This is a genomic window from Photobacterium minamisatsumaniensis, assembly GCF_050336695.1.
In the GTDB taxonomy this organism is placed as follows: Bacteria; Pseudomonadota; Gammaproteobacteria; order Enterobacterales; family Vibrionaceae; genus Photobacterium; species Photobacterium minamisatsumaniensis.
The window spans coordinates 19,284-39,245 of record NZ_JAKJSI010000033.1 but is presented as its reverse complement, the minus strand read 5'-3'; the positions used below and the strand labels follow the sequence as shown (position 1 = coordinate 39,245).

Here is a 19,962-nt window from a genome sequence, read left to right as displayed (position 1 = left end):
TTGTATATGTGGCTATCAATGGGCAATAAAGATATATCATCCGGATGATATTCATCTAAATTAACTTATTTAGTTAGCCCGATAATCTATCAGCAACTTTGTTAGTAAATATTTCATTGCTAAGCTGTAAGCACAGACAGATCCATTTATAGTCGAAATAGATGTATAAAAATGCATGAACCCATAATTTCATAATTCCTGACAAGCATACCAATAACCACAACGTGATATACATCACAGACCTTTACGAACTCATATGCTTAATTGTTCATATTCGGCATAGATATTAAATTGCTTATCATCAACATTGAGGTATTACTTTAGCTCATTTTTACGGTACAGCCATTTATGAAGGTGTTTATGGATCAAGCAAATGGATTGCGTAATTTATTCAGTAAGGAAAGCAGTAAAAATAGAGTAATAAGTGCTCAACATAAAGTGCAGCAAGCAATTATCAAAGGAGAATATAATGATTTAGATAAATTAATGCTCGAGCTTGAAGACGCCCAGAGTGATTTTGAGTCTCGCTTTCAGTAGGCAACAACAATGCGCCTCAATTTAATTAATGTGAAAGTCGTTAGCAGAGTATCCCAATGGAAAATATTTTTCCATTGTCAACAGTGGCCATCAATATAGCTAGTCTAAACTGGAAGCATCATGCTTAAGCTTACCCAAAGAACGGTGACAGCGTTACTTCTGTTTTGATTGTTTTGTTAGGCTCATCTTTGACTTCAACAGCATAAAGACTGGAAATAAATGTAAAAGTAGTAATCTGACCACATGGCTAATCATAACAAGTGCAGGCTCTATTCCTAATAATAACGCTGTCGCAGTCATAGCTTCTATGCTACCGGGCACCCAGGACATCACTAATACTAGAAATGGTTTATTCAGCAAACTACTAAAGACTCCTGCAACAACCAGTGTCACCGAGAGCCCGATGAGCATGACTGCTATCCCTGCCCATATGTACCGTAACACCTCACGGAATGTAACAAACTGAACTCTGACAGCAACTAAACCGCCTAATAACACCATTGCAAGCAGCCCAGTAAACTCTGGAAGCTCAACATTAACATCAGGGAACACAAACCTAAAAACTGCCGTAGATACCACACTGGTTACCATAAACGGTGCCGGCATTCCCCATTTTCCCAAAATAAATCCAAGTACATAGGAAACTAGAAACACCCATATTATCACGTAATAATTCGGTGAGATCATTGTCGGAGTATGAACAATAGCAGCGTTAGTATCCCCTCCCTTCATGGCTATGGCACTAGCAAGTAACATCAAGGCGACTAAACGAACGGTATGAGTAAATACAACACGCTGAGATGGTGACTTTTGGCTATCGGCAATGGCTAACACGGCTCCCATTGCACCAGGAAATGAACCGAGCATACTTTCATCTTTACTCCACCCGGCCACTTTATTTAACCACATGTAACCAAGTAGCATCTGCAAACTTAAGCAAATTAGCAAGCCTATAAGTAATGAAGGTGGCAGTGTCTCGTGAAACGTTTGAACATTAATGAGTGCTCCGACCCCAATACCTAAAATCAGCTGAATTACCGTTAGTACAGAGCTGGGTAAATGCATTTCCTTATGAAGCTTGCTAGCACTGATAACCGCGACCATTGCTCCAAACATTTCACCCATAGGTAAATTAGTCAGTGATCCTAATACGGCTCCCAAGATCATATAGCTGAAGGTTAATAACATTCCATGTCCTATTCTGGGCTTTGGTAAAAGTAATGCCCTTTAATTACAGTATATTAGATTACAGTATCTGCTTTTCTTCCACTACTGGCTTTACTGTCAAATAGTCATCTATTTTTTGTTTAATCAACGTTTCTGTTCCTTTGACTAAATGCCCATTAATCACCGTGTACCAACCATTATGCTTGGTGCTGTCATTAATTATACGGTACCCGTTATGTTCAACCTCAAGCCTGCGACTATTGCTCACGAAGCTAATTGCTTTCGCTTCAAATGATTCTGGTGGCAGTAGTTTTTTAGTCTCACAAAACCAATCAATGCTCTTTTGTAGTAAATCAAGCTTGCCTGTCATGACTTTTCCATTGACTCTGACAGACCAGTTATCTATATCACCGTAGCCGTTTTCTATATAGTAACCTTTATAAAAGGTCCGTTTCTTATAGCGAGGTTGCTCTTGTTTTGGGAATTCTACACCACTCCATTTTCGTTTAACTACTGCCTTCCTTGCTCTACGGAGACCGAAGAAAATAAGGATATCACCTATCGAAAACACGCATTCCTACCTCATATTGACCTTAATAGCGTGAATGGTAGAGCATGGTTTACCATTTTACAGTGAGCCTTATCGTAATAAAAAGCGCTATATTTCTGAGTTTGATACCTTGGTTACTATCTATGAGTATATAATGTGTATGAGCATTTTCATGTTCACTATTTTACGGAGCGTTACTACATGCAACAGGGGCAACTGGTTCCACTCATTAAAACCGTCCATGCCAGTACTTTTGTATCTTTACTCAAACACTTTGAACAGGATATCTATCCCCTGCTGCAAACTGTTGGGCTACCCGACGATATTTTGTCCAGTAAGCATGAGTACATCCCTGAAGCACCGATAAAGCACCTTTTAGTTCTAATGTCTGAACGTGCAGAGCCCGATTTTTACGGTAACTTACTTCGCACCACTATACGCGAATATTTCATACCTAAAATTCTTAAGCACCTGAACAAACCATCAACGATAGGTGAGGCACTCGAACAACTCAGAACGGCAATATTACACGATTCGCCCTCAACTGAGTTAAGTATCCAATATTTTAAAAACACACCTTGGATTTGTCGCCATAAGAATAGAGAGATAACGGAAGGTTTTATGTGGGCAGAGATTTTTTCTGTCTTATACCTCATTGAATTTATACAGTATGTATCTAAAAAAAATTGGCTACCCAATAACATAGCATTACAAGCAGACGGCGCTCATCATCTAAGAGGGATTCTTAAATGTCGCCGAACAACCTTTTATACAGAAAGACAACTTGCCGCCATAGAGCTGGATACAGAGATAATGGCGCTACCGTGCCATTTACCCGTCAGTTTAAGTTTAACCCCTACAGATGTAGCAAAGACTCAACCTGATGCACCAACGTTTATCGAATCTGTTTATCTTGCTTTGTCACCCTACCTTTCTCGACAAGATATGGCTATTGAGCAAGCAGCAGCTTTACTCAACACAAGTACCCGTACCCTTCAAAGACGGCTATCAGCCGAACACACTAGCTTTAAACATATTAAAGATAACATCATGCTCGCAACTGCCTGCCGCCTAATGGAACAAAAAGAATATTCACTAACCGATATCGCCTCAGAGCTTGGTTATGCCAATATTGCGCACTTCTCTCGTGCATTTAAAAAACTAACGGGCTTTCCTCCGAAAGATTACCGCAAACGTTTTTTAACCCTTAGCAATACCTAATACTCCCCTGTTGTGCTCGAGATTCCAGCCAACAGGCAACTAATACCATGTATACGCTGGCTAAAATAATCTGCCAGATCCTAACATAAACGTTCAGGTCTATTTCTTTACCTTCACTGGCAATGGCTGCGCCAAAGAGTACCAACATTGCTGATAATACACTCGCATATAGCGCTACTTTTTCCGGGTTACTGTATAGGTTCTGTGCAAACAAGATAACGATGAATGTCATCAAAGCAATTAAGAATGGAAACCAAGGGACTATCACCAATAGCTCGTAAGCAACAACAGCTAAGACCCCTCCCGTCACATTCGTAAGAAGTAAGAACACAGATAACTTAATACTTTTTAAACGCGTGATTTGTAATGACAATATCCCAATGAATGCCATTGTGAGTAATGCGCCATGTATTTGAAAATAATAAAAAAACACAATAACAGGAAAACTAATTAGTAGCGCTTTTATAGATTCATTGACCTGAATGGCCTGTTGTTGCTTGATTCTATCACCAGTAACAGCTTGCTCATCTTTGCTTGTCGAAGGCTCAGGTAATAAGGCATGCATAGCCAAAAAAATAACGACAGCGCCAACGCCTGACATCATAAGTCCCTTACCCAAGCTTAATGCTGCAATTGGGTGAGAAATCCCTAAATAGGGAATAAGAAGCGTTGAAATAATCAGTAATGTTGCAAAGAAATTCCATTCTGGGTTTTGAAATAGATAGTAGGCCCAAAACATAAGCAAGCCGATAAGTAGTAAGAGAATAAACGGGTAATGAGTAATACCGTTACTTACTAACAGCGCAATTAGTACAGTACCGATCATTGATGCAAATAACTCTATGACGGTATGGCTCGTTGGACTAGGTTTATCAATAAAAATTTTAGCGACAAATACCGGCATAATATATGCCAGATCCCAATTAATACCATAAGCAAGTGTGATAGATAGCATAACCCCTAAGGTATATCGAACAATTTGCCTCGTTGGTGTGTTTAGCTTCGTCATTATCTTGCCCTCTACCGAATATATGACAACCAACTAATTACACGTATCCAAAGCTTACCAAACATATTCATTATTGACGTTTCTTGGGTATAGAGCATAACATCTGCTTGGCCGCCAACACGTAATGCCCCGTCAGGTGATTTACCATCAAAGCGGATCACAACAGGGAAACGCTGGCTCTGACGTAACCAACCGGTTTGGTTTTCTACACTAGCCAACTCTCCAGACTGATGGCCTTGTCCCCAATTCACCCCAAAGTCGATACTGGCAACTTGCCCTGTAAATATCTCACCTGGCACATTGTCCAACGCAATTTCAACGGTATCACCTGCTTTAATATTACCCAGACTGTTTTCACGATAATAAGCCTCCACCCAACGATCTTCGCCTGAAACAAACGTCATAATAGGTTGGCCTTTATTGGCATAAATTCCTTCATCCAAGCGAAAGTTTGATACTCCACCAGAGGATGGTGCACGAATCGTTGTACGCTCTAAATCAAGTTGTGCTTTTTGAAGTGCCAAAATCGCAGTTTGCATTTCTGTGTTTTGCTCACCGTCACGACCTAACTGTTTCTTCGCTTGTACCAAGCCTGCTTTTGCTTTTTCGACCTGAGCACGAGCTTGAGCAAGTGTTGCCCGTGTTTTGTCAGCATCCGACTGCGTTACAATGCCTTTTTCGACCATTGATAACACTCGGTTCGCTTGGCGGCGAGTATTTTCTTGATTGGCAATCGCATCAGAGAGTTGAGCCTGTGCCGCTTTAATGGACGCAGTTTGTACACCAATCTGCTTACCGGCAATTTCAAGCCCTTGCTCTGCTTTCTTAACAGCAATACGATAATCTGATTGATCGATCTCAATCAACGGCTCCCCTATGCCAACAACGTCATTGGGTTTAACATGCACAGCTGTTATCTCGCCAGAGACTAATGGCGTTAATGGCACAACATTACCACGCACCCTAGCCATATCTGTACTCGGGATCACGCGATCAGCAAGCACATAAAATATGAATAAGCCGATACATACTAACAAAACATACAACGTCACTTTCTGTGGTGCTATCGCTATTTTCTTAGCTTGCAAATTATCTCCGTCTATCTCGAAATCCAACTCTTTTGAAGACGGCTCATTCTTTACTAATTCACTGTCACTTTTACTCATACCAACCTCAAGAATAAATACTTATTCGTAAACTTGCTCTGGATGCTGGCCTATATTATATGCAGATTTACCCTTACTACTTACCATTATGCGCCAAGTGATAATTTATGATTATAAGTATTGGTAAGGAAGGTAGTTCAGTATGTGGCGTGAAATGGTAAATATGTACTAAGGTTTTCTCATACACTTTGTCTCGTTATCAACAACATTAAGCGAGAAGAAAATGAAAGGTATTTGGACGAGCATCAAGCAATTTCTGATGACCCCCTATGGTAAAGCATACCTAGTCTTTATTACTCTAACTAAATTATATCTTGTTTATATATGGGCATTAGAGCATGTAAAAGGCTTTGGTGGTGAAGTGTTTGATATGGTTGGCGCGTCAGTATCTTTCGGTGAAAATTTATCGGCTATCATTTTTACTTGTATCTGTGGCTATTACACTGTGCAAGCAATTATCAATATATTCCGTACACCCGAAAGAAAAGTTGAAGAAGCCGTATGACGTCCATTGTTATAAAAATGGGAGTATTCACTCCCATTTTTGCATCTACAACGAGTAACTAGAGCACAACTAGCATTTAAAGAACGAAAGCTGCTTACGTTGATGTTCTGCTAATTGGGCAAGCTCTTCACTTGCGCTAGCACTTTGGGATATACCCACCACATTCTGGTGAACCAACTCTGACATCGTCACAACGTTACGATTAATATCTTGGGTAACTTGCGATTGCTGCTCAGCCGCTGTTGCAACCTCCGTGTTCATGTCACCAATAACACTCATGGCATCAGTAATACCTTCAAATACTTCATTTGCTAAACTGGTTAGATTTTCTGACTCTTCTAACATTTGCAGTGATTCTTGCATGCCCTGGTTTGCATTAACCGATTGTGCTTGTAAATCTTCGATAATAGCTTGTATTTCACGTGTTGAATCTTGTGTTCTTGCTGCCAATAAGCGTACTTCATCCGCTACAACTGCAAAGCCTCGCCCAGAAGCCCCAGCTCGTGCAGCCTCAATAGCGGCGTTCAGGGCTAATAAATTTGTTTGCTCTGAAATACCTTGAATGACATCAATAACTTTACTGACCTGACCTGTTTGCTCACGAAGGTGCAATACTACTTTTGCGGCTTCAGACATTTTACCTGATGTTTCACGGTTAGCTTGCTCGCTTTGTACGAACACACTTTGACCTTCATCGACCATTTTCTGACTTTGTTTTGTGCATGTATCGGCTTCACCCGCATTAGTGCTCACATTATCAGCCGTACTCGATAATTCATTGACCGCAGAAGCAACTTGTTCAATCTCTGCAAGTTCACTCTGCGCATTATTTTGTGCCGAAACCATGACAGCGGTAAGCTCTGTTGACGCTGACGACACTTCTTCACTGATACGATTTAAAGAAGAAATAGTGTCTTGCAATCTATCAAGCGTGTTATTTAGATCTCGACTAAGTTCACCGATTTCATTAACACCCGCTTCTTGTGAACGTACCGTCAAATTACCTTGAGACAGTTGACGCAATACATCTCTTACCGCAACAATGGGTTGAACAATACGACCTGAAAGGTACCAAGCAATAAATAACCCAATGGCAACGATACCTGACATTATAACCATGATGCTTCGCATCATTTGGCGATAATCTTCAGCCACTTCACGAAGCTGCACTTCAACATTATTATTAATAGCCAGCGATAATTGATCGATAGCATCAATTAACTCTGTACCAGCTAATTGAAAGCTTGTTGACATACGCTCAGCTTCAGGCTGAGTAACGCCCATGCTCGCTGATTTCACCACAAAAGGTTTCAATTGACTTTGAATAAATTGTTTATAACTTTCAGTTCGTGAATTCACATTATTTACAGCATTCGAAAGTGCGGAATTCTCAGCAATTTTATTCAACAGCGTTTTATTCTCATTGAACCCTTGCTGTATAGTCTGATCAAGGTTACGGAATGCGACCTCATCATTTAATGCATAAATAGCACTCACTCGAATATTAAACGTGTTTTCCAATACTTGCTGAATGTTGGTCTTATGGTGCAATGCATTGAATGTAACATCATTATTACGCTCACGCTGAGCAGCAGATTGCTTTGCAACCACCGTAAAAGCGATTAACATGATTAAGCAAATCAGCAGAACAGGTATCAACACCTGCTTTCTCACTGAAATATTATTAATATTCAACAACATATGGAACCTACATTCAAAGATAGCTATTTATAAAATATTTAGCTGGGGACTTTAACATGTATCCATAAAGGAATGTTGATACTTATCAATATATTAATAGTGAAAGCCCACTGTTGCGATTACTTACCCACATCAACTTGCTTTGTTATTCATTGCATCTCGGGTTGAGGAAATAACGCTGTCAAAAAAGCGGGTTACCTCTTCGCGATTAAGCCATTCTGGCTTAAAACGAAATTCACTCCAATTACTTACCTCTACCACCGTTCTATCCCAAGAGGGACTATGAATATATAGCATACCTATTAGTACGCATTGCAGCGCGCTTAAGAATGGGTTTTTCGGTGAGAATACTTTTAATGCCGATCCAAACGACATCTTCAACCGACGGTTCGCTAAATCAACACTATAAAGTTCATCAAGTAGCAGGTGGACAATACCACCAAAAAATAGAAAGCAGCCAGAGAGCCACGCAGTAACATCATTATAGCCAAGCAAATAAAGTAGCCAGACCGTAAATAGCCCCGAAAGGAGGATAAATGCCAATGAATGACAGCACCCGCGATGAACCGTTATTTTTTCTAGCGTAGACTTACAATTATATCGAATAGTTAAATAACAAAAACAGCCATAGACCATAAGCTCTAGCATCGATACCATTTGATAGATATGGCCTACAAAACTAAATGTAACCAACCCGCCGAATAGTCGGAATAATGTACTCATTGATGTTGAGTTATCTGAGTCAATATCGGGCAGTAAACCACCAACTGTACCCAACAGCATAAGCCACAGTGCTGTTATTGGTACAACATGCCCCGCAGACAATAACGCAGTCGCCGCTAAACTACTGGTTATCGCGGCTGATCCAAGATGTGTTTTGAAATTAGCCACATTATTCACACTACACGACTATCACTAGAATGAAGTTTACTCCATTAATGTACAGTCACCGCCTCAAAACTGGATAAATAAACAGTATTATGTAGTAAATGCATGTGACTGCAATAAAAATCACAAAATTAACAATAACATGACGTCATATGATGCTTTTTTAGTCACTAACTGTGTTTGGGGTTTTATAACATGCTATCGATAAGGCTCACTGTAAGTCGCTTATTGAAACTGCTCGTTTGTTTTTCCTAAATCATATTGATAAAAAACCAAATCGAGCCAGCGGTCAAATTTATACCCAGCCTGCGTAATCGTGCCTTGCTTACGAAAACCTCTTTTTTCATGAAGCGCTAAACTTGCCGAATTTTCCGCATCAATCGCACCGACCATAACATGAAAATTTTGCGTTTTTGCAGCATCAATAATGGCATCCAGTAATTGCTTAGCAACTCCCCTCCCCCTGAAATCAGGATGGATGTACACGCTATGCTCCACGGTGAATTGAAAAGCCGGTTGCTCACGAAAGCGACCAAATGTCGCAAACCCCATAAGCTCGCCATGACGATCAAATGCACCTATAACAGGGTAACCACAGGTTACTTTGGTATTAAACCAACGCTTCATAACAAGCATATTTCGCGGTTCATACTCATACAGTGCTGTTGTATTCAAAATGGCGTCATTAAAAATATCCAGAATGGCTTCTGCATGTTGTTCATAAGTACAAGGTTGGATGTGCATATACTTGTCCGTAAGCTAATGTCGTGGTCCTTTAACCTTTATAATATCGAATAGCTTCAAGTGTTCAATCATTGTAGTGGTCAATTTACTTTCTCGCGACGGGCCTCTAGCCCTCGAATTCGTCTATAGTCCCTTGTTCTTAGAGAGTTAACCTCTCATTCATCACCATCAATAACATACAGAGTTAAAGATTATCGGTATACTTAACGCATACAAGAACGCGCAATATATGGAAAGCACATGGAAGCTGAACAGCTCGAAATTCTCAACTTCATCAGCCAATACACCCCCTTTAAGCAATTACCAGAAGACGCCCTCAAGCATATCGCTCTGAATATTGAAGTCTCTTACTATCGTGCTGATACCATGGTTTTAAATTTTGGAGACGATATACATGATTTATACCTCATTCGTAGTGGTACCGTAGAGATTTACCGTCGAAAAGGTGAGTTGTATAACCGTATAGATGAAGGCGACTTGTTTGGACAAATGGGTCTATTGATGAGTAATCGCGTTCGAATGCCAGCTCGTGCTATTGAAGACACACTAGTTTACTGTATCCCTGAACAAATTTTCAATTCGCTGTGTGATGAATTTGATTCCTTTGCTGACTTTGTTGAAGTTGAAGAAAATACACGATTGCGAAATGCGGTATCTACTCACTCAGCAGAGAATGATTTAACCACATCAAAAGTACGCACTCTACTGGCACGTGAACCCATAATGATTGCGAAGAACGAGTCGATTCAGACTGCAGCAATGACCATGGCAGAAGAAAGCGTTTCATCGTTACTTATTACCGACCCTGAGCGGGATAATAGTGATGAGGAATATGACCCTTTAGTCGGAATTATTACTGACCGTGACCTTTGTTCGCGTGTAATAGCTGAAGGCATTGATATTTCAACGCCAGTGTCTGAAGTGATGACCACAGAGCTCATTTCACTCGATCATAACGCCTATGTTTTCGAAGCAATGTTAACCATGCTGCGTTATAACGTTCATCACTTACCCGTATTAAGAAATAAATATCCAATCGGGGTTATTGGGCTAACAGATATCGTTCGTTACGAATCACAAAATAGCTTGTTACTCGTCAGTACCATATTCCAGCAGCAAACAATTGATGAGCTGCAAGTCGTCTCTGAACAGGTTAAACACTGTTTTGTGCGTATGGTAAATGAAGATGCCAATGCACATATGGTAGGTAGCGCCATGTCCGTTATTGGCCGGAGTTTCAAGCAACGCCTCGCTGAACTTGCTGAAGAAAAATTTGGTCCGCCACCGATTCCTTATTGCTTAATCGCCCTAGGGTCAATGGCGAGGGATGAACAACTCATTGTTACCGACCAAGATAACGCACTTATTTTAGACGATAGCTACGATGAAAAAATTCATGGTGAATATTTCGAAAAGTTTTCACATTTTATCTGTGACGGACTGGCAGCTTGTGGCTATACCTATTGTACTGGCGACATTATGGCAACCAACCCTGAGTGGCGTAAAACCCGTAGTCAATGGGAAGACTGCTTTGCTGAATGGATAGATAATCCTAAGCCTCAAGCATTACTTAACAGCTCTATCTATTTCGACCTTGCTGGTGTTTATGGGCGCGAAAAGTGGGCTGAACAGCTAAATGGTTTTGTTATTCGTCGAGCACGAAGAAACAACCGATTCCTTGCTTGTTTAGCACGAAATGCGATTACTCGCACACCACCACTCGGCTTCTTTAAAGACTTCGTGATGGAGAAAGACGGCCAGCACCGAAATTCCATTAACCTGAAACGCCGTGGTACAGCCCCACTCGCTGACCTCATTCGAGTGCACTCCCTGGCAGTTGGTTCTCGTGCTCAGAATTCATTTGAACGTTTAGATGACATCATTGACTCTGGCATCTTACCAAAAGGACGAGGGCAAGATTTACGCGACGCGATGGAATTTATCTACATGGTACGTATTCGACATCAAGCGCTCGACATAGAAGCTGAGATCGAAGCTGATAACAGCATTGAACCTGAAAACATGTCAGATTTTGAACGACGAAATTTAAAAGCAGCATTCCAAATCCTAAGCAATGCTCAAAACTTTATTAAATTCCGCTATCAAGGGAATCGTCGTTAATGAGTGATACATCTTCAGGTTCAAAATCAAAAAAGTCGAACCGTCAGCTGCTGAATACCCGTTCAACCCCTGAATGGCCGACATTCTTCAATACTTTGCTTGAATCAGCAACCGATACGCGCATCAAACAGTATTACTCAACCCCAGTGCCGAGTGGTTCAACACCCTTGAAAGACGTTGAATTCGTCGCACTTGATTTTGAAACAACAGGATTAGACCCCAAAAAAGATGCCATCATCAGTATTGGCGTTATTCCTTTTAACATAAACCGTATTCGCTGTCGTGACTCAGCCCAGTGGTTTGTTAACCCTCATCGCCCGCTTGAAGAGGAGTCTGTTATTATTCATGGCATTACAGACTCGGAAGTAGAAAACGCACCAGATTTGCTAAAAATTCTAGAGAAAGTATTAGATTCATTAGCAGGAAAAATTGTTGTTGTTCACTACAAGCAAATTGAGCGCGAGTTCATGAATCAAGCGCTGCATGATCGGCTGAATGAAGGAATACATTTCCCTGTTATTGACACGCTTGCGATAGAATCGGCGATACAACAGCGTAAATTTGGCGGCTTAATCAACCGTATGAAAGGCATTCGCCCTGGGTCAGTTCGTTTAGGCCGGGCTCGTCAACGATATGGTTTACCGCCTTATCAACCACACCATGCCCTAACGGATGCGCTTGCAACGGCTGAGCTATTACAGGCCCAGATTGCTTACCACTTCTCGCCGGATACACCGTTGTCAGAAGTTTGGTTGTGATTTTCCACAAACGACAGGCAATAAAAAACGCCGCAAAATTTGCGGCGTTTTACTTTTTACGACTAAACGAGTAGATAATTCTCGATTAGCGGAACTTTTCTGTTTTAAAGCCCATAATCAAGCTCACACACATCAACAGCAGAATGAATACAAATGGCAATGCTGTAGAAATGGCACCTGCTTGTAATGCTTCAATGGCTTCAGTACCGCCGACATAAAGCATCACTGCTGCAACCGCACCTAGTAGTGCAGCCCAGAAGATGCGTTGTGGCATTGGTGACTCAATTTTACCACCAGCGGTGATATTATCGATAACCAGTGAACCTGAGTCAGATGACGTAATGAAAAACACCATAACCAAGATAATCGCCACAATAGAAAGGAATGAACTCATTGGTAGTGAGTCAAACATTTCATACATCGCTAGTGGAACAGATGTTAAACCGTTCGCACCAAGCGTACCAACGCCATTTATGACCTGATCAATTGCCTGACCACCAAATACAGACATCCAAAGGGTCGTAATAAGTGTCGGTACAATCAGAACTGCAATCATAAATTCACGAACAGTACGGCCTTTTGATACACGCGCAATAAACATACCTACGAATGGTGACCATGACATCCACCAAGCCCAGTAGAAGATTGTCCAGCCATGCATCCAAGACTGATCTTCACGACCATGTGGGTTACTTAGCGCTACAAAGTTCTCGGCATAACCCGACACTGTTGCTGGAATTGTCCCCATAGAAACCGCAAAGCTAGCAAGTGCGACAAATACAAGTAGCGCTATCGCCACTAACATATTTATATTACTAAGTAGCTTTACACCACCATCGATACCGCGTGCAACGGATACAACCGCAAGCATGGTAACAACAACAATCACGCCAATTTGCAGGCCTATGCCACCATCAAAGCCAAAGACATGCTCAATACCACTTGCAGCTTGTTGTGCGCCTAAACCAAGCGATGTAGCCAAACCAAACATCGTTGCGATAACAGCGAAGATATCAATAATGTGACCAGGCCAACCCCAAACACGGTCGCCTAAAATTGGGTAGAAAATTGAACGGATGGAAAGTGGTAAGCCTTTGTTATAAGCAAAGAAGGCAAGAGATAATGCAACAACACCATAAATAGCCCATGGGTGTAGACCCCAATGGTACATGGTTGCACCCAGTGCCAATTCCCTAGCTTCAGGTGTGTTTGCCATTACATTCAATGGCGTACCAAACCAACCAGTATAGTAAGCAACAGGCTCTGCAACACTCCAGAACATCAGGCCAATACCCATACCGGCAGCAAATAGCATTGCTAACCAAGACATACGAGAGTAGTCGGCTTCTGCATCTTGACCACCAATTCGAATTTTACCGTATGGTGAAACAATTAGAGCAAGACAAAATATAACAAAAATATTCGCAGCCCAAACAAATAGCGAATCAAAGTGATCGATGATGCCATTCTTTACGCCGTTAAGGGTTTCTTTAGCTGTAGTAGGGTCGCTGATTAAAACTGCAACCAAAAACAAAACAATCAAGCCAGCGCTGGTACCAAACACGGGATTATGAACATCAAACCCCCATTTTTGGACGTTATCCTGACCTACCGTATAATCCGTATTATCGATACTGTACTTATCTACTTTACTCATCATTAAACCCTACTTGGTACAACTTTCACCAAGAATACTTAGCCCTATAAATAATAGAAAAACATATAGATCAAACCATTCTCACCACTACAATGTCAAGTTTTAATATAAATCAACGATTAACGACTAAATTTTAGGCGCAAATTCCATTTATAAGGATATTAGAGTATAAAAAACATTCACACAGTTATTTCGTGATCTAAGTATTTTCCTGCTAAAAAGTTTTAAAATACTTAGAGCTATACCTATTTACTCAGCGTTTTTGTCATTCTGCGGTCACAGGCATTAGCCTAAAAAAAGCGACCAATTTGGTCGCTTCAGTTAATCACCTAAACTCTTCGCTTAGATGAAGATCAGATACGTCAAAAACATCGCAGCTAAGCTGTAAATTAATGGATGTACTTCTTTACCCTTTCCAGCGACAACCATCGAGAATGCATAGCTCACAAAGCCCATTGCCATACCGTTTGCAGGTGAGAATGATAGCAACGTGAACATAATGGTAAAGAAAGACGCTATACGTACTTCAACAACATCCCAGCTTATATCTGCAATACGGCCAATCATGTATACACCGACAACGACCATTGCTGGCGCAACCATTGCAGCAGAGAAGATGGAGAATACCGGATAAAGGAATAGTGAGACAAAAAACAACCCTGCAACTACAACCGCACTCAAACCTGTTTTAGAACCTTGCGACGACGCAATGCCAGACTCTGAGAATGCTGTTACAGAGGTTGTACCCAATACCGCACCTACAACCGTACCGCCTGCATCTGCAACCAATGCTGACTTCGCATTTGGAACCTTGCCGTCTTTATCAATGATACCGGCATCGCGCCCTACCCCAACAATGGTGCTCAAGCCATCAAAGAAGTCGACGATTAAGAAGATAAGGACAATGAAAAACAAATCAAATAGCTTTTCAGGTGTAAAGCCAGAAAAGTTAAAAATCTGCCCAAATGTCGGTGCAATACTTGGTGGCAATGAGAATATAGAATCAGGAATTGGTGCATTGCTTGTGCCCATAAAGAAATCGGCAAGCATAGTTAATACAATGGCAGAGACAAAAGCAATGAAGGTCGCAAGTTTAATATTGCGAATCATGCACCCTAAAGCAATGAAAGTTGAAATATACGCAATCGCAACTTGCGGGTTCGTCACATCACCTAGGCTTACTAAGATAATAGGGTTTGAAACAATAATGCCGGCGTTTTTTAACCCAAGAAAAGCAATGAACAGGCCTAGAGAAACCGAAATTGCAAGCTTCAAATCTTCAGGAATAGACTCAATCAGAGTCTTACGAATCGAAGTCATACTAAGAATCAGGTAAATAATACCCGATAGGAAGATACCCAATAATGCTTCGTGCCAAACCAGAGCAATAGAACCACTTAGTAGAATGCCTTTAAAAAAGCCATTCATACTCATACCCGGCGCTAGCATGACCGGATAATTACCCCATAAGCCCATGACTAAGGTGGCTAATGCTGAAGCCAACGCTGTCGCTGTGAAAAGTGAACCGCGGTCCATCCCCGGAATATCACCCAAAATGGCTGGGTTAACGGCAAGAATGTAGCTCATGGCCAAAAAAGTAATAAAACCAGCGTAAATTTCAGTTGAAACCGTTGATTTACGTTCCGTAAGCTTGAATATCTTATCCAGATTCACAACAAAGATCCTAAGGTGTTAAAAGTAGTTGTCACTTGGTATAAGACAGGTATCAAATTGATATTCAAGGGTTGGAGCAGCAGCGAGCGCCTACAATGTCGCTAGCATGTTCAATTGTAGTTTCGAGAATAGGTCTCGAAGTAGAAACTTTTGGTCCATATCACCAAAAATATACAATAGAATCCGTCTTTGGCGCGGATTTTATAGTGATATGGAAGAAATACAATACTGAAAAGTGTGATCGGTCATTATTGAAACACTTTGAAACAAATCAAGGCAAACGGTTGCGCAACCGTTTTCATTTTCTTGCTAATAAAATCAAAATTCCGTCATCAATCATTAACAAAAGTGAAACAATACCGCTTTACGATTGACTGCATAAAACAGCTTTACGCACCAACGACTATCCGTTGGAATTAATAAGAAAAAGGAAGTAATAATGAGTCGTCTTGATCGCCTAGATAGCCTTCTACACCCACGCAATGAAGAGCCAGAGTTCAATGGCATAATTCGTAAAGGTATTAATCGTCGCCAGTTTCTAAAAGCAAGCACGGCAACAAGTACTGTGGCTTTCTTTGCCTCTGCACCAATTGCACAAGCTATCGCCAGTACTAAACAAACGAATAATCACCTACTGGGTTTTGACGCGATTCCGGCTTCTACTGCAGATAATATTGTCGTCCCTAAAGGCTATCAAGCCGATGTCATCATCTCTTGGGGCGACCCAATGTTTAAAGGCGCGCCAAGCTTCACACAGGGTGCAGACAGTAAAGCACAGCTTCAACAGTTTGGTGATAACAACGATGGCATGACGTTCTTTCAAATCAGCGATGATCGCGCCGTATTATCTGTGAATAACGAATACACCAACCATGTTTACCTATTTGGCCATCAAGGGAAAAACTTAACGGCTGATGATGTACTCAAGTCTCAAGCTGCACATGGTATTTCTGTGGTTGAGCTTCATAAGAAGAACGGCAAGTGGGTGATCAATCAAGAAGGTCGCCTAAACCGTCGTATTACAGCTAATACTGAAATGGAAATTACTGGTGAGGCTGCCGGTCATGATCTCATGAAAACGGCGGCAGATCCTAAAGGTACAAAGGTACTCGGCACGTTCAATAACTGTGCAAACGGTGAAACACCTTGGGGCACATACCTTACTTGTGAAGAAAACTTCAACGGCGTATTTGGCTCCGACAGTAACCCTGCCCTTGATAGTAACTATAAGCGTTACGGCTTATCAAAAGATGACTGGGATTATCAGTGGTATAAGCATGATGAGCGATTTGACCTTGCTAAAAACCCTAACGAGCCACACCGCCATGGGTGGGTTGTTGAAATCGATCCAATGAACCCAAATTCTACACCAAAAAAACGAACAGCCCTTGGTCGCTTCAAACACGAAAATGCCGCATTAACAATTAACAATGATGGCTATGTGGTTGTGTACCTTGGTGATGACGAGCGTGGTGAACACCTTTACCGCTTTGTCTCTAAAAATAAATACAATCCATCTAACCCAGCAGCCAATCGTGATTTGCTAGATGAAGGCACATTATATGTCGCTAAATTCACAGCTAAAGAAGGTGAGCTAGAAGGCAAAGGTGAATGGATTGAGCTTACACATGGTAAAAATGGGCTTACACCCGAAAACGGTTTTGCTAGCCAAGCTGAAATTTTGATTTTCGCACGTAAAGCGGCAACACAGGTTGGCGCAACGACGATGGACCGTCCTGAGTGGGTTGCCATCAATCCAAAAAATCAGCAAGTCTTCTGTACGTTAACCAATAACAAGTACCGCGGCGTTAAAGCTAACCAACCGGTTGATGCTGTTAACCCACGAGAAAAAAATCCGTATGGCCACATTGTTCGTTGGTCACCTTCTGGCTCAGACCATACCTCGAAAAACTTCGATTGGGATCTCTACTTAATTGCTGGCAACCCAACCGTACATGAAGGGTTAATGGCCGGTAGTGACAACATTAATGCAGATAACATGTTTAATAGCCCTGATGGTGTCGGTTTTGACAACGCAGGTCGCCTATGGATTCAAACTGACGGTAAATACTCGAATAAAGGTGATTTCGAAGGCATGGGTAACAATCAAATGCTATGCGGCGATCCAAACACAGGTGAAGTACGCCGCTTTTTAACTGGCCCTGTTGCTTGTGAAATTACTGGTTTAACATTCAGCCCAGACCAAACAACCATGTTTGTTGGCGTTCAGCATCCAGGTGAAGATTTAGCGTCCTCACATTTCCCTGATGGCGGTAAATCAATACCACGATCTTCTGTTATTCGCATCACTCGCACTGATGGTGGCATTATCGGCGCGGCGTAAAAATATTCCAATAACGAAAATACACACCTGCATAAAGTAGTTTGGCAGACCATCATGGTCTGCTTTTTTTTCGCACTAGATACATCGATTTAAATATCTCACTTTACTCATGCAAAAAGCGGTTATATACGATAGACAAAAGGCTAAAAATGCCACTAACAATATATATAAATATACATCCATCTTCTCTAGTAACCACTGTTCACCAAACGAGGATATTGATTTTATAAAAAGTGGATGTATAAGATAAATGCCAAAACTATGAACCGCGAAACGACTTAACTTCAAGTCGTTGTTGGCGTACTCTCTAATTAGGAAGAACAATGCTATGGATGCAGCAGTAATATTAATACTTAAATATGAGTAAAAATAAAGGTGTGTTATATAATAGCTACCGCTAATAGTAATCAATAAAGCCAGTATAAATATCGCTAAGCACCAATTAACATTGGCCTTAACTCTATACTTGGCGATATATCCACCCAAGCAGAAGTAGCCTAAATAACTTAAAAAGTCATTTGTAAACAAGCTAACTTTAGCGCTCAAATCAAAATATAAAAGAACAACATTTGAAAGAGCAGATAGCATAGCTAATGCAAAACAGACGCTAATAAATGCGAAAAATTCCTTTTGTTTAAGTGCGTTTATAATAACCCTTAGAACAGGTGTCACTAGATATAAAAAAGGTATCATAAAAAGATACCAAAGGTGATAGTAAGGTTCACCAAGCGCCCACCCTTTAGCAACCGTAAAGTAGGCTGTAGATATATCACCTCTAATATAATACTTAAGAACCACCCAAAGCGAATAAAACAAAGACCAAAATAAGAGAGGGATCAGAACCTTCTTTATTCTTTTTTTGAAAAAAACAACATTTGATTCTGTTTTATTTAGTAAGAAATAACCACTAACAGTTACAAATAAAGGGATGCACCACATAGTTATAGAAGCATATATGTTACCAGCCCACCAGCTACGACTACCGTATATAGGGTTAGCTATATCAATATCACTAACAAAACCAGAAGCGACGTGTAATAAAACCACAGCAAAAACAGAAAACACTCGTAAGTTATCAGCCCACAAAAACAGAACCCCATCAATTTTTTCTAAAGTCTACCACCAAAGGAAGATTGATGGTACGAACACAGGTAATATCTAGTCAGGTAATTAAAAGTACGTTTTATTACTTCCAATTTTCTATACACCTCGGATGATCGCTTGTTTTTCATCGCTAATATGATCAGAAAATCGGGCAAGCAACAACTGTAGTTTAGGGTTTATTTTTGACAGGCAAAATGGCTTTTGGGGATCAGAGTAGTAATAATCCCATTGTGATTCTTTACTCAACTTAAAATCGCCAAAATCATACACTCGAGTTAACAAGGGCTTCGTGAAGTCGGCTTGATTCAGCGCCATTGCTCGCATAGCCGCTGTGCGTTGCGCTTCGTTCAAAATATAAACACCTGAAGGGTATCGGTAGCGCAGTGCATGACTAGTGGTGCAATCGTGGGTATGAAGGTGTACCGCAATGAGCACTTCTAACGATATATCATCAGGGTCAAAATCAATAAACACCCCTTCGGTATAGCTTAATCCATTAATGGGTTTTATCCAGCCTTGCCGTACAGAACGAACTCCGATTAGCGATTGAAATACCGCTTCGATACACCAGTAACACCCACCAGAAAAACCAACTTGCTGAATTCTTTTATCATTCAAAGTATAAGTCCTTTAAACCAATGCAACAGCTGCTACTTAAAACGTAACTCACTCTTAAAAAATTATACATGTTCTGAGGAATGAGAGCGCTTAAGTAAGGTATATATCCTGTATTGATAGCTTCATCGACCATCAACTCTTCACGGTAGTTGACAGTACGATTGAGAAAAATCTACCTATCTATCGATATTGACGATA

17 protein-coding genes and 1 riboswitch are annotated in these 19,962 nt (G+C 40.9%); of the genes, 6 read left to right on the top strand and 11 right to left on the bottom strand.

From position 1 onward, the window contains the following. The first annotated feature begins 360 nt into the window (after nucleotides 1–360). The gene (locus L4D78_RS17980) at nucleotides 361–537 is read left to right on the top strand and encodes a hypothetical protein (protein ID WP_428468214.1); all 177 of its coding nucleotides are present in this window, start codon (nucleotides 361–363) and stop codon (nucleotides 535–537) included. A gap of 153 nt (nucleotides 538–690) precedes the next feature. On the opposite strand, the gene L4D78_RS17975 is transcribed toward L4D78_RS17980, so the two are convergent. Continuing rightward, on the bottom strand, nucleotides 691–1,725 hold the full coding sequence (locus L4D78_RS17975; protein WP_428468213.1) for an AbrB family transcriptional regulator: 1,035 nt from the start codon (nucleotides 1,723–1,725) through the stop codon (nucleotides 691–693). 58 nt (nucleotides 1,726–1,783) lie between these two features. After that, a complete protein-coding gene (locus L4D78_RS17970) occupies nucleotides 1,784–2,275 on the bottom strand; it encodes a DUF3319 domain-containing protein (protein WP_428468212.1) in 492 nt (163 codons plus the stop codon). A gap of 180 nt (nucleotides 2,276–2,455) precedes the next feature. Here L4D78_RS17970 and L4D78_RS17965 point away from each other — a divergent pair, with 180 nt between their 5' ends. Then, complete coding sequence (locus L4D78_RS17965; protein WP_428468211.1) at nucleotides 2,456–3,475, top strand: helix-turn-helix domain-containing protein; 1,020 nt, start codon at nucleotides 2,456–2,458, stop codon at nucleotides 3,473–3,475. Here the strand turns inward: L4D78_RS17965 and L4D78_RS17960 are convergent. After that, the gene (locus L4D78_RS17960; RefSeq protein WP_428468210.1) at nucleotides 3,462–4,484 is read right to left on the bottom strand and encodes a DUF2955 domain-containing protein; all 1,023 of its coding nucleotides are present in this window, start codon (nucleotides 4,482–4,484) and stop codon (nucleotides 3,462–3,464) included. The genes L4D78_RS17965 and L4D78_RS17960 overlap by 14 nt on opposite strands. Before the next feature lie 11 nt (nucleotides 4,485–4,495). After that, on the bottom strand, nucleotides 4,496–5,650 hold the full coding sequence (locus L4D78_RS17955; protein WP_428468209.1) for an HlyD family secretion protein: 1,155 nt from the start codon (nucleotides 5,648–5,650) through the stop codon (nucleotides 4,496–4,498). Between the two features lie 223 nt (nucleotides 5,651–5,873). On the opposite strand from L4D78_RS17955, the gene L4D78_RS17950 reads away from it, so the two are divergent. Then, nucleotides 5,874–6,155, top strand: coding sequence for a hypothetical protein (locus tag L4D78_RS17950; RefSeq protein ID WP_428468208.1), 282 nt, complete (start codon nucleotides 5,874–5,876; stop codon nucleotides 6,153–6,155). A 69-nt stretch (nucleotides 6,156–6,224) separates the two neighbouring features. Here the strand turns inward: L4D78_RS17950 and L4D78_RS17945 are convergent, their stop codons facing one another. The 3 genes from L4D78_RS17945 to L4D78_RS17935 all read right to left on the bottom strand — a co-directional run bounded on the left by L4D78_RS17945 (nucleotide 6,225) and on the right by L4D78_RS17935 (nucleotide 9,488). Next, the gene (locus L4D78_RS17945; protein ID WP_428468207.1) at nucleotides 6,225–7,856 is read right to left on the bottom strand and encodes a methyl-accepting chemotaxis protein; all 1,632 of its coding nucleotides are present in this window, start codon (nucleotides 7,854–7,856) and stop codon (nucleotides 6,225–6,227) included. Nucleotides 7,857–7,988: 132 nt separating this feature from the next. Further along, the gene (locus tag L4D78_RS17940) at nucleotides 7,989–8,747 is read right to left on the bottom strand and encodes a metal-dependent hydrolase (RefSeq protein WP_428459869.1); all 759 of its coding nucleotides are present in this window, start codon (nucleotides 8,745–8,747) and stop codon (nucleotides 7,989–7,991) included. 222 nt (nucleotides 8,748–8,969) lie between these two features. Beyond that, nucleotides 8,970–9,488 (bottom strand): GNAT family N-acetyltransferase, encoded by a 519-nt coding sequence (locus tag L4D78_RS17935; protein ID WP_428468206.1) that lies wholly within the window; start codon nucleotides 9,486–9,488, stop codon nucleotides 8,970–8,972. 240 nt (nucleotides 9,489–9,728) lie between these two features. Between L4D78_RS17935 and L4D78_RS17930 the strand changes: the two genes are divergently transcribed. Together L4D78_RS17930 and L4D78_RS17925 are read left to right on the top strand one after the other, a co-directional pair. After that, nucleotides 9,729–11,609: a DUF294 nucleotidyltransferase-like domain-containing protein gene (locus tag L4D78_RS17930; RefSeq protein WP_428468205.1), complete on the top strand. Its 1,881-nt coding sequence runs from the start codon at nucleotides 9,729–9,731 to the stop codon at nucleotides 11,607–11,609. Beyond that, nucleotides 11,609–12,367, top strand: coding sequence for a 3'-5' exonuclease (locus tag L4D78_RS17925; RefSeq protein WP_428468204.1), 759 nt, complete (start codon nucleotides 11,609–11,611; stop codon nucleotides 12,365–12,367). The genes L4D78_RS17930 and L4D78_RS17925 overlap by 1 nt, the downstream gene beginning before the upstream one ends. Nucleotides 12,368–12,452: 85 nt before the next feature. On the opposite strand, the gene L4D78_RS17920 is transcribed toward L4D78_RS17925, so the two are convergent. Both L4D78_RS17920 and L4D78_RS17915 read right to left on the bottom strand, forming a co-directional pair. Further along, the gene (locus tag L4D78_RS17920; RefSeq protein ID WP_428468203.1) at nucleotides 12,453–14,027 is read right to left on the bottom strand and encodes a BCCT family transporter; all 1,575 of its coding nucleotides are present in this window, start codon (nucleotides 14,025–14,027) and stop codon (nucleotides 12,453–12,455) included. 339 nt (nucleotides 14,028–14,366) lie between these two features. Next, nucleotides 14,367–15,698 carry an NCS2 family permease gene (locus L4D78_RS17915; protein WP_428468202.1) on the bottom strand — a complete coding sequence of 444 codons (1,332 nt, stop codon included), beginning with the start codon at nucleotides 15,696–15,698 and terminating at the stop codon, nucleotides 14,367–14,369. A 97-nt stretch (nucleotides 15,699–15,795) separates the two neighbouring features. Further along, a riboswitch (purine riboswitch) is annotated at nucleotides 15,796–15,895 on the bottom strand. A 242-nt stretch (nucleotides 15,896–16,137) separates the two neighbouring features. On the opposite strand from L4D78_RS17915, the gene L4D78_RS17910 reads away from it, so the two are divergent. Next, on the top strand, nucleotides 16,138–18,042 hold the full coding sequence (locus L4D78_RS17910) for a PhoX family protein (RefSeq protein ID WP_428468201.1): 1,905 nt from the start codon (nucleotides 16,138–16,140) through the stop codon (nucleotides 18,040–18,042). Between the two features lie 75 nt (nucleotides 18,043–18,117). Here the strand turns inward: L4D78_RS17910 and L4D78_RS17905 are convergent, their stop codons facing one another. Further along, entirely contained in the window at nucleotides 18,118–19,128 is a 1,011-nt protein-coding gene (locus tag L4D78_RS17905) for an acyltransferase (protein ID WP_428468200.1), read from the bottom strand. Between the two features lie 114 nt (nucleotides 19,129–19,242). Next, nucleotides 19,243–19,764: a peptide-methionine (S)-S-oxide reductase gene (locus L4D78_RS17900; RefSeq protein ID WP_428468199.1), complete on the bottom strand. Its 522-nt coding sequence runs from the start codon at nucleotides 19,762–19,764 to the stop codon at nucleotides 19,243–19,245. Between the last annotated feature and the right edge of the window lie 198 nt (nucleotides 19,765–19,962).

What these genes read in the sequence shown, in the direction of transcription:
- L4D78_RS17980 (WP_428468214.1), top strand. Translation starts at nt 361, where the DNA reads ATGGATCAAGCAAATGGATTGCGTAATTTATTCAGTAAGGAAAGCAGT.
- L4D78_RS17975 (WP_428468213.1), bottom strand. Translation starts at nt 1,725, where the DNA reads ATGTTATTAACCTTCAGCTATATGATCTTGGGAGCCGTATTAGGATCA.
- L4D78_RS17965 (WP_428468211.1), top strand. Translation starts at nt 2,456, where the DNA reads ATGCAACAGGGGCAACTGGTTCCACTCATTAAAACCGTCCATGCCAGT.
- L4D78_RS17960 (WP_428468210.1), bottom strand. Translation starts at nt 4,484, where the DNA reads ATGACGAAGCTAAACACACCAACGAGGCAAATTGTTCGATATACCTTA.
- L4D78_RS17955 (WP_428468209.1), bottom strand. Translation starts at nt 5,650, where the DNA reads ATGAGTAAAAGTGACAGTGAATTAGTAAAGAATGAGCCGTCTTCAAAA.
- L4D78_RS17950 (WP_428468208.1), top strand. Translation starts at nt 5,874, where the DNA reads ATGAAAGGTATTTGGACGAGCATCAAGCAATTTCTGATGACCCCCTAT.
- L4D78_RS17945 (WP_428468207.1), bottom strand. Translation starts at nt 7,856, where the DNA reads ATGTTGTTGAATATTAATAATATTTCAGTGAGAAAGCAGGTGTTGATA.
- L4D78_RS17935 (WP_428468206.1), bottom strand. Translation starts at nt 9,488, where the DNA reads ATGCACATCCAACCTTGTACTTATGAACAACATGCAGAAGCCATTCTG.
- L4D78_RS17930 (WP_428468205.1), top strand. Translation starts at nt 9,729, where the DNA reads ATGGAAGCTGAACAGCTCGAAATTCTCAACTTCATCAGCCAATACACC.
- L4D78_RS17925 (WP_428468204.1), top strand. Translation starts at nt 11,609, where the DNA reads ATGAGTGATACATCTTCAGGTTCAAAATCAAAAAAGTCGAACCGTCAG.
- L4D78_RS17920 (WP_428468203.1), bottom strand. Translation starts at nt 14,027, where the DNA reads ATGATGAGTAAAGTAGATAAGTACAGTATCGATAATACGGATTATACG.
- L4D78_RS17910 (WP_428468201.1), top strand. Translation starts at nt 16,138, where the DNA reads ATGAGTCGTCTTGATCGCCTAGATAGCCTTCTACACCCACGCAATGAA.